The sequence below is a fragment of the Bacillus sp. CH_48 genome (assembly GCF_038008465.1).
GTDB classification, from domain to species: Bacteria; Bacillota; Bacilli; order Bacillales; family Bacillaceae_G; genus Bacillus_A; species Bacillus_A thuringiensis_S.
This window is the reverse complement of record NZ_JBBOZF010000001.1, coordinates 4,215,674-4,231,864: the sequence shown is the minus strand read 5'-3', so window position 1 is coordinate 4,231,864 and position 16,191 is coordinate 4,215,674. Positions and strand designations below refer to the sequence as shown.

Genomic DNA, 16,191 nt, shown 5'->3' with positions numbered 1-16,191 from the left:
ATAGATTAAAGCCCCAGTACAAAGGTATATATCAATACCAACAATTTGAGCCATTTAAATCTCCATCCCTTCTATAACAAAATTATTCAAAGGTATGAAAGCATATTATGTACCCTTAGTTATTGTTAGGATTAACACAACATGAGACATAACCCTAACCCATATTTTACTTTATTTATCCATAATATGTATTGAGAAAGAATGTAAATTCGAATCCTTTCCGTAACCCAACTATTGATTGTTTTTTCACCTATTATAATTAGTTATTTTGAATTCCATAATAAAAAAACTGTAAAAAAATAACGATTCCCTTAACGTACAGGAAGCGGTTGAAAAATATGTCTATACGCACAATTTTCTTGTTTTGATATGGTGAACCCATCGCCATTAAGCTAAGGTTTTGAAGTACCCACTAAATGAAATTTTTCTTTCTCTACAGTTAGTTACTTTGAGAAGTCATCTCATTTTTTTGTTTTTGGGGTGTTTCTTTTTCTTAACTTGATGGATGTGGGGTCTCGCCACATCCATCAAGTTATCTAAATAAAACACCCTCTAAAAATTAAGAATATTAAAAAATGAAAATAGACATTTATTCACTTCGTTCGTTATAATTCAAACAAAATAAAAAATCGTTTACATTTTACGATATCAAATTTACTGGAGGGGATAAAGATGAAAAAAGCACTTTACATCAATATAGGTGGAGAAGGACACTTAAATCCAACATTAGGATTAGTACATGATTTAGTACAACGTGGAGACAACATTGTCTATTATTCATCAAATGATTTTGAAGAAAAAATCAAAAAAGCAGGTGCACAATTCCGTCCCATCAATCAAGAGGCACAAAGAGAGCTTTCGGAAACTATGAATCTTATGACTTCCCATCCTCAAGAGTACTTATTACACTTCCTTCATGCTATGGAAAGAATTACTGATTCCATTTTTGAAGAAACCTCCAAATAGTCATTGTGGAATGAATAGCACAAGTGAATCACTTTATGGCGCAGGATTTATGTTAAATATCCAGCAATTATTGGCTGAGGATTTAAAACATGCCGTTAATGAAGTGTTGCAGCATTCGATTTACAAAGAGAATGCCAAAAAAATTAGTCACTCATTCCGTGAGGCAGGTGGTTATATCAAAGCTGTTGATGAGATTATTACATTTACTCGTTAATTCTGCTATGTATGCCACTCAAGGCCTATTAACTTAAGAATTTTATAACACCCTACAACAAGAATATAGAAGATAGAAGAAATGCTGGCAGTATCCCATACTCATCAAGATAAGAAATTAAATACCCCATTACTATCAATTCTTAAGTTGATAGTAATGGGGTAGCACCATATACCCAGCAAGCTAAGGTCTTGAAGTAGCCCCTAAACAAAAATTTAAATTTTTCTACAGTAATTTATGTGAATTCAACTCGTTTTTGGGAACATATGTGGTCCTTTTATAATTTGAATTTCTTTTTAAGCTTCTTATATTTTCTGTACGAACGTCTAACAATGTTTAACATAAAATACGGTATTTTAACGGGGAAAGGCAATTTATAAATGAAAGGAAAATAAAAGGTGAAATATGCCTTTTCTAGGTCTCTCCACTTACTATCTTCTTTTGTTTTTAAGAAATCAGATACATCGACCACATATCCCCTTCCTTTTTCCATCATCACATTTTTCCCGTGAACATCACAAGGAGTTAACCCTTGTTCCCTCGCATACTCCAAAGCCTCATTGATATCAAGTATTACCTGCTTAGGAATTTTAATCCCCTTATGAATAGCATCATATAAAGTAATTTCTTTTAAACGTTTCAATACTATGAAATTTTCTCCTTTATATATAAGCTTTGAATAAGAAGGATGATTTCCAATTCTTCGGTATGCTTCTGACTCTTTTTCAATTCCTTCTCCTTCTCGCACGTAAACTTTCACTACCCAATCTTTGTATTCTCTGTGCATGAATACTGCGGCATAATTACCTGTCCCTAAACACTTCCAAAGTCTAGGAATATCTTTAACTACTACAGGCTCGAATTCATCCTCACTTCGTATGCTTACCTCTTTTAATAATTCGTCCTTTATTAATCCCACAAAACTATTTATACTCATCATTCCCACTCCGGTTTTGCTAAAAGGGGCCCACCCACATTTTAACGAAAATATACACTAAGCGAATTTTAGCATAAAACGAGTCATCTTTCTTCTTAAAATAAAAAGATGACTCGTTCTATTTGAACTGTTGAATACTTAATATTTATTCCGCTATTCATAGCCAAAAACTGTACAACATAAAAATATTTCTAACTATTTTCATTTTTTCACAGGCAACTGTATAGGGCTTTTCTTAGTGCAAGTTCTCTTAGTTCATTACCCATGCCAAATCTATATTACTCTATTTTATAATCTAAAACACTGTTTAGAAGTGTAGCAAGATTTTTTTAATTGTTCAAATTCTTGTTCCACTAATATCTTTGTTAGCTAAAACTTTTATTGTTTTAATAGTCTTTTGTTTAATTCCCACAATGCTGTTTTGTTGCTATCCCATTTCAAAAACGTTACTGCTTCCTCAAAGCATAACCATTTATAATTGAAGTGTTCTTTAGATAATGATATGTTTTTTGTAGGGACTTTAACTCCAAAAGAAAATTCTTTTATTACATAAACCTCTTCTCCCCAAAGGAATCCTCCAACTACATCTTCTACTGGTAGTGAAGACACAGAATCTAATTGTATATATGGACATTCTCTTGTAATACCAGCCTCTTCAAATGCTTCCCGTTTTGCTGATTCAATAGGAATCTCACCGTCTTCTCCGCCACCAGCTATTCCTTGCCAATAACCATAATCACTTCGGTTAAAAATGGCATATTGAATAGAATCGACAGTTTTTATATAAGGAAATATCAATACTTGATATGGCGCTCTCATTACTTAACCTCCTCTCGAAAATAAGTTTTAAAGCAATATGAATAAAGAGCCGACATCACAATTCTACATTATTAATGCAGGTTTATAATGTCGGCCCTCTATTTTTAAATAATTTTATTTTTCATAAACAGGCTTACTCTTAACAGAGGAAAAACTGTTTATTTCTTGTCGAATTTGTTTAGCATGGTTTTTCCTAAATGTTAGCAGTACCCTATATTATTCAATTGCGCCAGCAACATCATAATCATTTAAATCTAATTCAATCGTTTGTCCGAGCGCTAGTTTAGCAAGTTCCGCTCCTAGATATGGACCAGCTGTTAAACCCGAAGCTCCTAATCCATTCGCAACGAGAATTCCTTCAAAGTTAGGTAGCGGTCCGATAACAGGTAAGAATCCTGGTGTAAATGGTCTGAATCCAACTCTCGTTTCAAGCATTGTAGCATTTTCTAAGCCAGGCGCAACTGTTAATGCCTTATGGAATACTTCATGTAAACCACCTGCTGTTACACGATGATCGAAACCAGTATCATTCTCATGTGTTGCACCAATTACGACATGCCCATTGTCAAACGTTAAAATATATTGATCGTTCGGTGGCATAACAACTGGCATATTTTCTGTTGCTGTATTTTCAATTTGCAGATGAACAATTTGTCCTTTTTGGAATGTAACTAAGAAATTAATTCCTAATGGGTTCAAGATTTCATTCGCCCATGCGCCTGCAGTTACAATAACCTTTTCTGCTAAAATTGTTTCATCGTTTACTGTAACTCCAGTAATATGATTTCCTTCACGGACTAATATGGCATCGCCTTTTATAAAAGTTGCACCATGTTTTTTCGCAGCACTTATTAACGCATTGCGTAATAATCTTCCATTTACTCGTGCAGCACCACTAATATGAACAGAACTATATTCGTCTGATAATGCTGGGAATAATTTTTTTGTTTCTTCAGCTGATAAGCGAGTTATTTCACCAATCTCTGGGGCATCTTCACGTCGTTTATAAGCTCGCTCTTCCATTTGATCTAACTTTTTCTCGTCAGTATGTAAACTAATTGCACCTACACGATTATATCCTGTGTCAGTTTCACCGTCTTCTTCTAATTGCTGAATTAACGAAGAATAGTAACGTGCACCGCCTTTAACGATTTTATACCATGCTTTATTACGACGCTGTGATAGCCATGGACATACAATACCTGCTCCTGCATCAGTTGCTTGCCCTAATTGTTGGCGATCCACGATAGTAACATTCGCACCTGCCTTAGCAAGATGATAAGCAGTAGACGCTCCTAAAATTCCAGATCCAACTACAATATACGATTTCATTTCAAACACCTTTTCTCTTTTGCTAATTATATAAATATAAGAACATTCCTTAGTATAATGGAAGGAATGCTTTTTTCAATGTACTCATCACAATTAATTGTTGCAGCATTGTGACTTTCTTAATCATTATTTTTTCTTCTTACGGAATAATTCAATTGTTTTATAACCTTGTGAAAGGATTTCTATCATTTTCTCTAGACGTTTTTCACGTGTTTTTTCTTGTTTTACAGAAAAAAGATTACGTGCCCAATCTTTCTGATATCCAGGCGTTAAACTTTGATAAAACTTAAGTTCATTCGGGTGATTTGTTAATAATGCTTCAACATCTTTAATTCGATCTGCATAATCGGCAACACATTGACTCATAGCAGATGTTTTCATTGTTTTTTTCTTTTCACGTTTTAAACCTACAACAGTAAAGACTTCATCCATACTTACCATTCGTGCAAATTTAATATTGCTTTCTCCCACATAACCATCTTCTCCAACGTTTAATGCCGGAAACATCTCATCACGGTGAATAAACGTACTATAACGAGCATTACCTTTTTTCGGATATGCGAAGAACACGTAACCTTTTTCAATTAGTAATTCTTCATTACTAATAATAAAATTCGTTTGTTTCACCATTTCATCAAGCGTTTCTACAAATATAAAGATAGCATCGTGTTCTTTTGAGAATACAGTTTCTTTACCTGTAAAAATGTCATAATTACTTGGTTCGTTAATTACGACCATATTTGTATACTTATTAAGTTTCAATTTATCAATAACTGACATAATAATCTTCCTTTACATTCAAAATTCATTGTACATACTTTTTCGTACTGTTCTAGTGTATTATATGTATTAAGAAAATCAAACTTTAAATCATATTATTCTGCTGCAAAAGAACCAGTTTTTCATACATATGAAGAAACTGAGGAAACATTAACTATACCGCAGTTTCCGAAACATATTAGACGAAAACCATTTACACCAAAAAATAATAAAGATAGCCGCCTCTGATTAAGTACCGGCTATCTTTATTATTCATAACTTAATAGCAAATAAAGTATATAAAAGCTCTCTATATTGCTCTTCTGTAACCTCACGCTTAGTTTTTGCTCCATAAATAATTTCAGTTACACTATTATTCGTTAAAGAGACATGCCCAGAGTCCGTCAATTTCACTGCAATTGGTCCCTTATTAAAAATAGATTTCTCATCTTCTATTACTCTTCTTTGAACATCGTTTACTACTATCTCATCAATAATATGTTTATAAAAGGCATGACAAACTTTCCATTCTCCTTCAGCATCTATTCTTTCTAAAACATAATTTCCTTTACTCGTATCTTTTCGTCTCACCCGGTACGACCCATTCTTTGAAGAAACAGACTCATCAGTAAAAGGTACAGGAACAAGAGGTACTAATGAAGCTATACCTACATCAATTAAATACTGTACATTAGCATAAGTTAAAATAATTGTTATATGGCCATCCTCAAGTGCCCATGCATTTATATCATTTTTATAAACCGTACCTAATGCCAGTTGTACATCATAGCCACAGTCTTTTAAGAAATAGTAAAAAAGGGTGTTTAATTCGTAGCAAAGTCCACCACGGGAACTAGTTAAAATTTTCTCTCGTAAGTTTTCCAGAGAGATTTGATTCGTATTTTGTGCTATAACGTCTAAATTCTCAAATGGTATAGTATGTGCAAATGAAAAGAGTATAGTAGGTAATTCTTCAAACGTTACTTCATTACGTTTTTTAAGATTTAATCTTGCGAAAAGCTGATCTTGTAAACTTGTCATATTTAGCACCCCTTAAAATTTTATAAGTTTAAATAATATATGCTGATTGTAAGTTTTAAGGGGTACTGTAACAACGTACATTTTATGTAACTGTACCGGTACAAAAAGTCTAACCGACAAGATCACTAAAGATAAGAAGCTACAAATACAAATTTAATAGTTTGTCTATAGGTAAATTATTACAATCGCTTAAATCAACAAAATACTGAAGTTGCCACATTTGGCTCTTTTTAGCTTGATTGCTAACAGGCTTATCCCATATAGGATAAATCCTCATAGCCATCTTGCCTTTTTGATTTTGTGTTCTCAAGATTTTTTCCTTAAGAAGAATCTCTTTAGGCAAAATGAATTGTCCTAGTTTATGATCATCTATACAAGTAATAACTAATAAATCAGGAGCAGCGTCATAAGAAAATGCTTGATTTTGCATATTGTCATCTTTCTCCCAAAAAGAAACAAATTGACCAATTTTATTAGGAGTAACTTTTGATTTTCTAAAACGAATGGTTTTGTTATTTAAGTGGAATAAACATCCTGCATATTCTGCGTTTTGCTTTTCTTCTTTTAGATTCGTAATCATTAAATTGTTAGGTTGGTAAACTATATTATTTAAATTTCGGATCGTATCATTAAAATTGTTCAAAAAAACTCCCCCTTTATTCATCTCTTAGTTTACCACAAACATCAGTTCTTCTATATCGTATATAATCATGAACTAAGTGAAATGGGGGAATTTAGCAGGATATAATTTTTACTTTAATGTACTTAGTTTTTCAATTGCTTGTTGCTCAGTTGCTAAGTAAAAAATGTCATTCCCTTTATTACATTCATAAATAAAGTCTTTTAAGCTTTTACTAGTGTAAATAGAGAAATCCCCAATGATAGCAATCTTTACCTTGTAGTTTATAAACTTTTGAAGGATATCACCCGCAAGACGTGTTTTTAAATCAAAGAAGCTTTCACTTATTAATGACTTGTGGATAATAATATGCTTCGCATCTACCTCGTATTGAACTGTTGCCATAGTATCTAATGCAGACTGAACATCCGATATTAATACCTTATCGTTTCTAATGACCGCAATATTGATTCCATCGATTACTACTTTCTTTATGTCCATAGTCCCCCCCCTTTATAATGTGCACCGTATGAGTAAAATTGTTTTACAAAACTTCGTATTAATCATAGATTAAATTAGCCGCAGCTATTAAAATCGCCTCTATTCTTTATTACTAATACGGTCAATGAAATTAATGATAGTTTCTCTTTTTTATATTTTTGAATATATATATGAAATTGCTTTTACTTGTTATAAAAATATTGTGGAGTAACATAACTTAACAAACTATCCAAAGTGTTAATCTCGGCATATGGTTGTATTTTGGTAGTATTCTTGATTTTTTGAGGGTTAAACCACACACCTTTTATATTTATATTTTGAGGACCAGCAATATCCTTTTCTAAGTCATCCCCAACAAATAAAGTATTTTCCGGCTGTAAATTTAGCTTATTTAACGCTAGTTCGAATATACGTTTATCAGGTTTACTAAATCCCACTTCTTCAGAAATAATGATTGTTTCAAAATACCTATTTAAATTCGTGTTAAATATTTTAGCTTTTTGCCTCTGAGTTGAGCCATTTGTTATAATTCCAACTTTAAAGTGCTTCTTTATTTGATTTAAGAAATGAATAGTATTTTGGTCTATTGAAAAACATCTAGGGAAATTATTATTCCAAAAATCTTGGATATAATTGCGTGGCAATCTATACTTCGGCGTGAATTCATCAAACAATGATTCTAAAACTGTCGTTTTATTACTTATGCCATATTCTCTTTTATCGTATTCTTTGAATTTCTGTAACATGTTGCTTTTAGCCGCACCATCTACATTTTCATAACACTTTTCTAAAACAATTAAAAATAATGCCGCTACTGCCTTATCCCTATCAAGTAAGGTATCATCTAAATCAAACAGCATACCTTTATAACACTTCAAATCATTTCACAACCTTTCTAACATTATATAAATCTCTCCAAGTTTGTACCTTTAAACTTTTGGTTTAGCCAGAACATTGTTATGTAGTGATTAACGATTAAATAGAAACTAGATGAGAGAAATCCAAAGTTCTTGGCACACACTCTAGTATTACTGTAGCTTCTTCTATATTAAAATTCCTTTCCCTCTTTTGGTAAAGAAGTACAAGTATATTTTCGCAAATTTTAAGAAATTACATACAATTCACATTATTATACATTAGTTTTTCGTAAATATTATTCATACATCAATTCATACGATAAGTTTTTTAATCAATTATTTCTCCATAAAAAAGTAATATAGCTAATAATACTTTTTGGTAGTAAACGTCCTATGAAGTTTACTACTGTATCTCCACATAAACTCCAGATAGTACGGCTATAATGACTACCAGAGGTGATATTATGAAAAACTATCATATTCTCGTGGTAGAGGACGATCAAGAAATTCAGGAATTAATTAAACAATTTTTAATGACACAGCATTATACAGTGGTAGTCGCTTCAGATGGACTAGAGGGTATGACACAATTTAATAAGCAATCCTTTGATTTAATTCTCCTAGATGTCATGATGCCCAATCTTAATGGGTTTGAAGTTTCTAAAATGATTCGAAGTCAGTCAAACGTACCAATTATTATGCTAACTGCGTTGGAAGAAGAGGAAGATCAAATGAAAGGATTCGATCTTGGGATCGATGATTATATAACAAAACCCTTTTCATTTCATGTTTTGATTAGACGAGTCGAAGCTGTACTTAGAAGAAGTTATGATAAAAATGTAAATAATCATTTGATATTTAAAGAAGTTCGTATCGATGTGGATGCATATAGAGTCTATGTAAATGATGTTGAAATTATATTAACGACAAAAGAGTTTGAAATTCTACAACTACTATTTCAAAATGAGAGAAAAGTACTTACAAGAGAAAATATCGTAGAGAAGGTTTGGGGGTACGATTATTTTGGAGAAACACGAATAATTGATACACATATTAAAAACCTACGCAAAAAATTAGCTATCCCTTATATTAAAACAATAAAGGGTATTGGTTATAAAATTGATGAATAGTATTGTGAAACTCATGAAGATGAAGCAAATTACTTATAAACTCTTTATGACTACATCTCTCATTTTGTTATCCTTTGCAGTATTGATTTATTTAACTTTATACTTCTTTCTCCCTACGTTTTATGAGCAATATAAAACAGATCAACTTCAAACAGGGATAAACGAAATCATTGATAAGTCTAAAAATCTTACGTTTCAAGATGCGATACCACTTTTTGATGAATACGCAAAAAAAAATAATGCGATGCTTTACCTTCAAAATAAAGAAGGAGTAATTATTTACTCTCCTTCATTTTCTTTTATTCAAAGTGGTACGCAAAAAACAGTAGTTACTAAAGCAACACGATTCGAGAATGCAAGTACCCTTAGCAATTCATATAACGTTACGAAACCAATTCAATTCCAAGATGGTAGTTTAACACTTATAGTCTTTGCTACATTTCAACCGATTGATGAAGCTTCACAGGTTTTAGTACGATTTCTCCCCTATATTAGTATCATTGTGCTCATTATTGGTATAGGAAGTGCTTATTTTTATTCCAGGTTTATTACAAAGCCACTTATTTATATTAATGAAGGTGCACAAAAGATGGCAAATTTAGATTTCTCCGAAAAAATTGAGGTTCGCTCTACAGATGAGTTAGGAGAATTGTCTAATAGTTTGAATGACATGTCTATTAACTTACAACAAGCTATGTTTGATTTAAAAAAAGCAAATGAACAATTAAAAAATGATATTGAAAAAGAAAGAGAAATAGAAACAAAACGCAGAGAGTTTTTTGCGATTGTAGCACATGAATTAAAGTCCCCTCTTACTGTAATGAAAGGATACTTAGAAGGGATGATATACAATATTGGCCCTTATCAAAATCGCGATCAATATTTAAAGAAAAATCATCAAATTATTGAAAGTATGGAACAATTAGTTCGTGAAATTTTAAGCGTATCGAAATTAGAACAACACACCTTCAAACTAAAAGTAGAGGAAGTTAATCCTTCAAAGTTAATAGGTACAATCACAAAAGATCTCGAATTTTTTGCTTCTCAAAAAAGTATCGAAATAATAAAAGAATTTGATTCTGACCTTTCTATTTATACAGATTGTGCTCTTTTAGAAAAAGCATGCAAAAATATTATCCACAATGCGGTTATGTATTCACCACATAATGAAAAAGTCTATATAAAGTTAAGAGAGAATTCTAAACAAGATCAAATCGAAATGAAAATTATAAATACAGGTATCAATATTAAAGATGAAGATATTCAACAAATTTTCAAACCATTTTATCGAATTGAAAAATCAAGGAATCGAAATACTGGAGGAAGTGGTTTGGGGCTATATATTGTTAAACAAATTCTTGAAACGTTAGATATAAAGTATTCAATAAAAAATATGGAACATAGTGTGCAATTTTGCATGAGTATTCCGCTATCTAAACATAAAAACAAATAAACTCTCCTTTAAATAGGGCGAGTTTATTTGTTTTTGTAGTAAGTATAAACTTATTAACAGGCTTTTCGTTTAATGACGTATGCTACTTTTTAAATGGCGATTGTCATAAGTAGTGACAAACTGTATTCAACTTAAATGTTTACCTATAACAGCAAAAAAAGCGAAATTACGCTTAGCAGCAAATTAGATTCTCTTATTTGAGATACATTTCATCTATGAAACTGAAAAGGAGGATGAAAAATGTTTATTCACCTCCATTTTTCAGATTAATTTGGAATTCTTTTATGATAAGCTATATGTAAAGATTAAACATAAAGGATGATTCGTATGGAAATAAGACCAAAGGTAAGTGAATATAACTCCTATTATGCAACGTATACCAACTTGGTATCAGACGGAAATATCATACATATTCTAGAACAACAAATGAAGGAAACGAATCTTTTATTAAAGGGAATTTCTAATAGTAAGGGACTTTTCCGGTATGCTCCTACTAAATGGAGTATAAAAGAAGTAATCGGTCATATAGCAGATACAGAACGTATTATGGCGTATCGATTGCTATCTATCGCTCGAGGCGAGACAGCAGAACTTCCAGGCTATAATGATGATATGTATGTTCTTAGAGCTGCTTTTGATAAGCAATCTATGCAAGATCTTCTTGAGAATTTAATAGTTGTTCGCCAATCTACCCTGTATTTACTTAGAAGCTTAGATAAAGAAGCCTGGTCACAAAGAGGAAATGCGAATAATTCTGAAGTTACAGTTCGTGCATTAGCATACATCATTGCCGGTCATGAGCTTCATCATCTTCAAATTATAAAAGAACGTTATCTTGGTTCTGATGCATATCCAGCAAGTTAATATTTGAAGAACAAGAGTCCTATTTATGTAGGGCTCTTGTTCAGTATTTATAACGTATTAGCACTTAGAATCATGGCAATTAAATGCATTTATTTATAAAATTCACCACATAATATATATGCTATCCTCTTTTATTCTGTACATAATTTTCTTTAGGTTGATATACTATAAACACAATAGTTCTGGAAAGGTGATGATATTATGTATGAACAACAAAATAATAGAGATAGAGATCAAAAAATGATGTTTTCGATGCAAGGAGTTCCCACAAATAAAATTAACATGAATCAATTACCTAAATGGATTAAAATTTTTGGATATTGCGCGTTTGGTTGGATGATAGTATTTAGTTTAATTATGATTGTAGGTTTAATTCTGCAATAACTATACAGATACATAGATAGGTAAACGGGACGATATTTAGATTATACATCTAGGTAATGTTCCGTTTTTTATGTATGATTATCCCATGATATAGGTAACCAATTATACTAAAAAGAACTTGTAGAATATCCTACAAGTTCTTTTTCAAATATTATTAAAACGGGAACAACAAACTATTTTAACATTCAGTACAGGGAGACCATTTTGATTATGGCTTGATTTTATTATAAAACAAATATAAGCTTTTGAAAGGTCTAGATTTTGAAAATTATGTGAATTGAACAGCTACGATGTTTATATTAGATTTCATTTACAACCAACTTCTTCTTACTTAAATACACTGCACGATCTGATTTTTTAGCAACCTCCTGTGAGTGCGTCACAACAATAATACATTTATTCTCTTTATGTGCAAGTTCTTGAAACAGTTCTATAATATCCATTGCGGTTTGCTCATCAAGGTTTCCTGTTGGCTCATCCGCAATCAATAAATCAACATTACAAGATAGTGCTCGAGCAATTGCTACACGCTGTTGTTGCCCACCGCTTAGTTGCAGGACGTTTCGTTTCGCTTCAGCTTCTGAGAGTCCTACCCTCTCTAATAACTGTAATGCTCTTGCTGTTTTATTTTGCACTTTAACACCTGTAATTTCCATTGCTGTTAAGACATTTTGAAGAGCTGTCATATAGGTTATTAAGTTATAAGATTGGAAAATTACAGATACATTTTGATTACGGTATCGATCCAAACCAATTTTTCTAATATCTTTGCCATTATACAGTACATAACCATTTTTAGGGACATCTAGTCCACAACCTAAGCTTAGAGTTGTGGTTTTACCAGATCCAGATGGTCCTAAAATCGTGTAGAAATGTCCTTTTTGAAAAGAAAAGTTAACATTTTCTAGTATCGCTACATTTTTTCCATTACTTTCATAATAATAATCTAAATTTTTAAACTGTAAAATTGTCTCCATATCGAGCCTCCTCATTCATCTTTTAAAAGAATTTGTTTTGGGTTTAAACGTAGAATAGATAATGCCGGAAGAAGCGTTGCTATTATAGCAATAGCTAGTCCAATTCCACCCATTTTTCCTACATCTTCTCCTGTTACACTTACATCAATTTTATTAATCGGATCTTCTTTTTGATTTTGTAGAGTACCACCAGGTCCAGCCATCATTACAGTACCATGTTGCGAGGTATCTGTTTCTTCGCTTGAAGTAGCAATTTCATTCGAAAGTAAATTATCCCCGATATATTGAGAAACTTTAGCTCCTGTTGTTATGGATAATCCAAATGCTAAAATAGCGACACACACTACTTCTACTACGAATTGCGCCATCAGCTTCCACTTTTTCTCTCCAATGGACAATAGAATTCCCATTTCTTTACGACGCCCTTTAATTGATAGCATTATGATTAATCCTAAAATGATCGCACCTGCAATCGATACAATATAAATAATCATTTGAGAAGTCGAAGAGATATTTTCGATAGGACCAATCATTTGCTTGTACAATGAATCATGCGCATCTAATTTATAATAATTAAAATCAATATTAAATTTTCTTGCTTCTTTTTTAAATGCATCAATATATTGTGGATCATTCAAGAAATACACGACTTGAACACTACTTATACCTTGGTCTACTTCTAATTTTTTCATAGTTGAATGCGGCATATATAGTTTATTAGCTGGATCCATAATAGGAGGAGCCTGTTGACCCATTGCTTGCTCATTTGTTTCGTAAATACCGATAATTTCAACCTCAAGGGTTTCCTTCTTATCCCCTGATTGCACTTTAACTTTGTCTCCTACTTTCAAATTGTTTAATTCCGCTAATCGTTTTTCCATTAAAGCTACATTCTGATCCTTCATTTGCTCTGTTATTGGTTTTCCATCAATGATTTTACTTTTTTCGTTTTTAAAGCTTTCTTGTAATGCAGTCTTGCGAACTCCCTCAATCATAAAAGAAGCGTTCATATCGATTTCTGTACCAGAGCTTGAACCGCCTCGCGCAGCCGCCATTCCCACTTTACCTTTTCCTTCTCCTTCTGAAGCTCCTACTAGTTTAAGCCCATCAGAAATACCGAAAGTGTTAGCTATGTAATTATAATCTTTTACATACTTGGACTTCGCTAATTGATCTGTTTCTTTTGCATCGAGCTGCGGCGGATTTGGCATTTCTCCAGTTTCCTTAGCTTTTTGACCTAATTTGTCGAAATCAAGACCTAAAGTAACATCTGCACCAAGTTTTTTTCTTGCAGCATCCGCTGCTTTTTTTGATGCATTTTGGATTGTGAAACCTGAAAGAACCAAATTTGTAACAATCAGAAAAACTGCCATCAAAATTAATGATGTTCCTATCCTTTTTTTCATACTAAGAATTGCTCGTTTCATAAAATTCATTTTTTCTTACCTCCTTGATAACTTGTATTCTATATAGGTTATCTAGAGTTTATATGGAGCTAATCGGTAGTTTAACTAGAGATATAAGGAGTTTATGTGTAGTTATTCATTTACCTGTTCAAGAAAAGCTAGAACACAAATTCAAAAATACAGTCGTTTTTGAATATTGGTAAGGAGTTATTCCGTTTAATAAATTTATATAAAGGTTAAGATTAATTTAATGTATAGCACAAAAAATATTTACTGTGTAATTTCTATACAATAAATATAGAGAAACCTATTTGTAAATATTTATATGAGAATGTAAGTTCCTAATAGAAATTACATCTTTTAATAAGAAAAGAAACAATTTAATATTCTTTTATATGGATATAAACATTAACTTACTTCTTAAATTTTAGTATATATTTATAGTTTTATTTTATTGCAAGCTTTATAATATGATATACAAATTTATCACCTACTATTAGGAAAAGAGAATATTTTATAATTAATTTACAACATAAATTTTGTCCATGTTTTAAACAATATGTATTTTGGAGGAGGTTAATTTGATTTTTTCAAAACTCATTGATCGGTACGCCTTATATGATTTACATAAAAAAAGAAGTGTAGCATTTCAGTTTACTTCCCTTTCTAACACTTCATTAAATATAAAGAACATAGAATCTTTTTATAAAGTACAACCATCACATTTTCATTTTGACATTAAGCATTCAAAGCAGGAAAATGAATACATGGTTGGGCAATTCAACTATAAAAGTTCGGTTCAATCCGGTGATTCACGCAACGACTCTGTAACTGGGGAATTATTCTTACATAAAAATGAAAATGCACCTCATGTTATCTTTGTTCACGGTTGGAGAATGGATTCTAACGAACGTGTGAAAAAAATATTCCACGATCATATGACCAGCCTGAAGTGGAATATGTATTATTTCACTCTACCCTATCATTTTGAAAGAAAACCCGATCAATCCTTATTCAGTGGAGAGTATATGGTAAGTGCAAATATTGAACGAACAGTACAAGCAACTAGACAAGCGGTAGCTGATTTACGGGCTTTGATTAAATGGATTAAAGCAAATAAAAATGGGCCCCTCATTCTAATAGGAATTAGTTTAGGCGGATTTATTACTAACTTAACCTCTCTTGTTGAAGAAGAAATTGATGTGTTAGCATCCATTTTCTATGCAAATCGACTTTCTTATTCTATTTGGAATACAACTCCAGGTAAATTTATTAGAGAAGACTTGGAACATCATGGTGTTACGTATGATGATTTAATAGATTATTGGAAAATCACTGAACCGAGTCAAGCATTGCCAAAAGTAAAAAAAGAAAATATTTTATTAATTTCAGGTAAGCATGATCTATATGTGCATTCTGAGGATACAGACTACTTGTGGGAATCTTGGGAAAGACCTCCACGATATATTTATAAATGTGGGCATGCCGGGATCGTTCTTAAACGTAAAAAAATTGCAACTGATACTATTGATTTTATTCAAAATCGATTGAACTCCCCGCACTTATCCAATGTCATGCCTTAAATCGCGAGATTACTAAGTACAAAATCTTATACTTATATTGTTATATTTTTTACTAGTCACCTTTGTAAATCTTCGCCCCTAGCCTTACACGATTGAAAATGAAATAAAATAAATAACTAAGGAACTAATTTACCATATGGAAAAACATTGCTCAACATTTTCACTAGTAGTCCCTGTATATGCAATATTACATATAAAAATCTTTATGTATTCCGTTATTAATTTAAAAGGAAATTACTCATCCATTAATCTATACCATCCGTATTTGCAGTTAAGGATACCCTAATTACATATGAAAAAGAGAGAAGAACATTGGTTAGTTCTTCTCTCTTTGTTTATTTTTAAGATA

General features: G+C 31.8%; 17 protein-coding genes and 1 pseudogene. 8 read left to right on the top strand and 10 right to left on the bottom strand.

Translation table 11 applies throughout. The annotated features are described in order from the left end of the window. The first annotated feature begins 672 nt into the window (after window positions 1–672). On the top strand, window positions 673–966 hold the full coding sequence (locus tag N2V92_RS21300; protein ID WP_014894748.1) for a glycosyltransferase: 294 nt from the start codon (window positions 673–675) through the stop codon (window positions 964–966). 10 nt (window positions 967–976) lie between these two features. Beyond that, the gene (locus tag N2V92_RS21295; protein WP_001089423.1) at window positions 977–1,180 is read left to right on the top strand and encodes a glycosyl transferase; all 204 of its coding nucleotides are present in this window, start codon (window positions 977–979) and stop codon (window positions 1,178–1,180) included. Between the two features lie 277 nt (window positions 1,181–1,457). On the opposite strand, the gene N2V92_RS21290 is transcribed toward N2V92_RS21295, so the two are convergent. From N2V92_RS21290 to N2V92_RS21275, 4 genes are all read right to left on the bottom strand, one after another. After that, window positions 1,458–2,117 (bottom strand): serine/threonine protein kinase, encoded by a 660-nt coding sequence (locus tag N2V92_RS21290; RefSeq protein ID WP_000026523.1) that lies wholly within the window; start codon window positions 2,115–2,117, stop codon window positions 1,458–1,460. A 378-nt stretch (window positions 2,118–2,495) separates the two neighbouring features. Continuing rightward, on the bottom strand, window positions 2,496–2,936 hold the full coding sequence (locus tag N2V92_RS21285; protein WP_016077583.1) for an NUDIX hydrolase: 441 nt from the start codon (window positions 2,934–2,936) through the stop codon (window positions 2,496–2,498). A 216-nt stretch (window positions 2,937–3,152) separates the two neighbouring features. Next, window positions 3,153–4,268, bottom strand: a complete 1,116-nt coding sequence (locus tag N2V92_RS21280; RefSeq protein ID WP_000844384.1) for an NAD(P)/FAD-dependent oxidoreductase — start codon at window positions 4,266–4,268, stop codon at window positions 3,153–3,155. A gap of 126 nt (window positions 4,269–4,394) precedes the next feature. Continuing rightward, entirely contained in the window at window positions 4,395–5,048 is a 654-nt protein-coding gene (locus N2V92_RS21275; protein WP_000110860.1) for a YdeI/OmpD-associated family protein, read from the bottom strand. Window positions 5,049–5,075: 27 nt separating this feature from the next. Here N2V92_RS21275 and N2V92_RS30060 point away from each other — a divergent pair. Next, a pseudogene (locus tag N2V92_RS30060) lies at window positions 5,076–5,280 on the top strand (hypothetical protein). A 20-nt stretch (window positions 5,281–5,300) separates the two neighbouring features. Here the strand turns inward: N2V92_RS30060 and N2V92_RS21270 are convergent. The 4 genes from N2V92_RS21270 to N2V92_RS21255 all read right to left on the bottom strand — a co-directional run bounded on the left by N2V92_RS21270 (window position 5,301) and on the right by N2V92_RS21255 (window position 8,048). Next, window positions 5,301–6,068 carry an arylamine N-acetyltransferase family protein gene (locus tag N2V92_RS21270; protein ID WP_000202738.1) on the bottom strand — a complete coding sequence of 256 codons (768 nt, stop codon included), beginning with the start codon at window positions 6,066–6,068 and terminating at the stop codon, window positions 5,301–5,303. A gap of 139 nt (window positions 6,069–6,207) precedes the next feature. Next, a complete protein-coding gene (locus N2V92_RS21265; RefSeq protein WP_001058784.1) occupies window positions 6,208–6,711 on the bottom strand; it encodes a MepB family protein in 504 nt (167 codons plus the stop codon). A 108-nt stretch (window positions 6,712–6,819) separates the two neighbouring features. Beyond that, window positions 6,820–7,188, bottom strand: coding sequence for a DUF4180 domain-containing protein (locus N2V92_RS21260; RefSeq protein WP_000351862.1), 369 nt, complete (start codon window positions 7,186–7,188; stop codon window positions 6,820–6,822). 182 nt (window positions 7,189–7,370) lie between these two features. After that, window positions 7,371–8,048, bottom strand: a complete 678-nt coding sequence (locus N2V92_RS21255) for an HAD family hydrolase (RefSeq protein WP_000895696.1) — start codon at window positions 8,046–8,048, stop codon at window positions 7,371–7,373. A gap of 461 nt (window positions 8,049–8,509) precedes the next feature. On the opposite strand from N2V92_RS21255, the gene N2V92_RS21250 reads away from it, so the two are divergent. The 4 genes from N2V92_RS21250 (at window position 8,510) to N2V92_RS21235 (ending at window position 11,876) form a co-directional block, all read left to right on the top strand. Beyond that, entirely contained in the window at window positions 8,510–9,175 is a 666-nt protein-coding gene (locus N2V92_RS21250) for a response regulator transcription factor (RefSeq protein ID WP_000800727.1), read from the top strand. Continuing rightward, window positions 9,168–10,628, top strand: a complete 1,461-nt coding sequence (locus N2V92_RS21245; protein WP_001084893.1) for a sensor histidine kinase — start codon at window positions 9,168–9,170, stop codon at window positions 10,626–10,628. Before N2V92_RS21250 ends, N2V92_RS21245 begins: the two co-directional genes overlap by 8 nt. Window positions 10,629–10,955: 327 nt before the next feature. Further along, a complete protein-coding gene (locus N2V92_RS21240) occupies window positions 10,956–11,492 on the top strand; it encodes a DinB family protein (RefSeq protein ID WP_000405918.1) in 537 nt (178 codons plus the stop codon). Window positions 11,493–11,693: 201 nt separating this feature from the next. Further along, window positions 11,694–11,876: a hypothetical protein gene (locus tag N2V92_RS21235; RefSeq protein ID WP_000273237.1), complete on the top strand. Its 183-nt coding sequence runs from the start codon at window positions 11,694–11,696 to the stop codon at window positions 11,874–11,876. 299 nt (window positions 11,877–12,175) lie between these two features. On the opposite strand, the gene N2V92_RS21230 is transcribed toward N2V92_RS21235, so the two are convergent. Together N2V92_RS21230 and N2V92_RS21225 are read right to left on the bottom strand one after the other, a co-directional pair. Beyond that, window positions 12,176–12,853 carry an ABC transporter ATP-binding protein gene (locus tag N2V92_RS21230; protein ID WP_000447865.1) on the bottom strand — a complete coding sequence of 226 codons (678 nt, stop codon included), beginning with the start codon at window positions 12,851–12,853 and terminating at the stop codon, window positions 12,176–12,178. 11 nt (window positions 12,854–12,864) lie between these two features. Further along, window positions 12,865–14,289, bottom strand: a complete 1,425-nt coding sequence (locus tag N2V92_RS21225; RefSeq protein WP_016077581.1) for an ABC transporter permease — start codon at window positions 14,287–14,289, stop codon at window positions 12,865–12,867. A gap of 551 nt (window positions 14,290–14,840) precedes the next feature. On the opposite strand from N2V92_RS21225, the gene N2V92_RS21220 reads away from it, so the two are divergent. Beyond that, a complete protein-coding gene (locus tag N2V92_RS21220; protein WP_016077580.1) occupies window positions 14,841–15,842 on the top strand; it encodes an alpha/beta hydrolase in 1,002 nt (333 codons plus the stop codon). The last annotated feature ends 349 nt before the right edge of the window (window positions 15,843–16,191 follow it).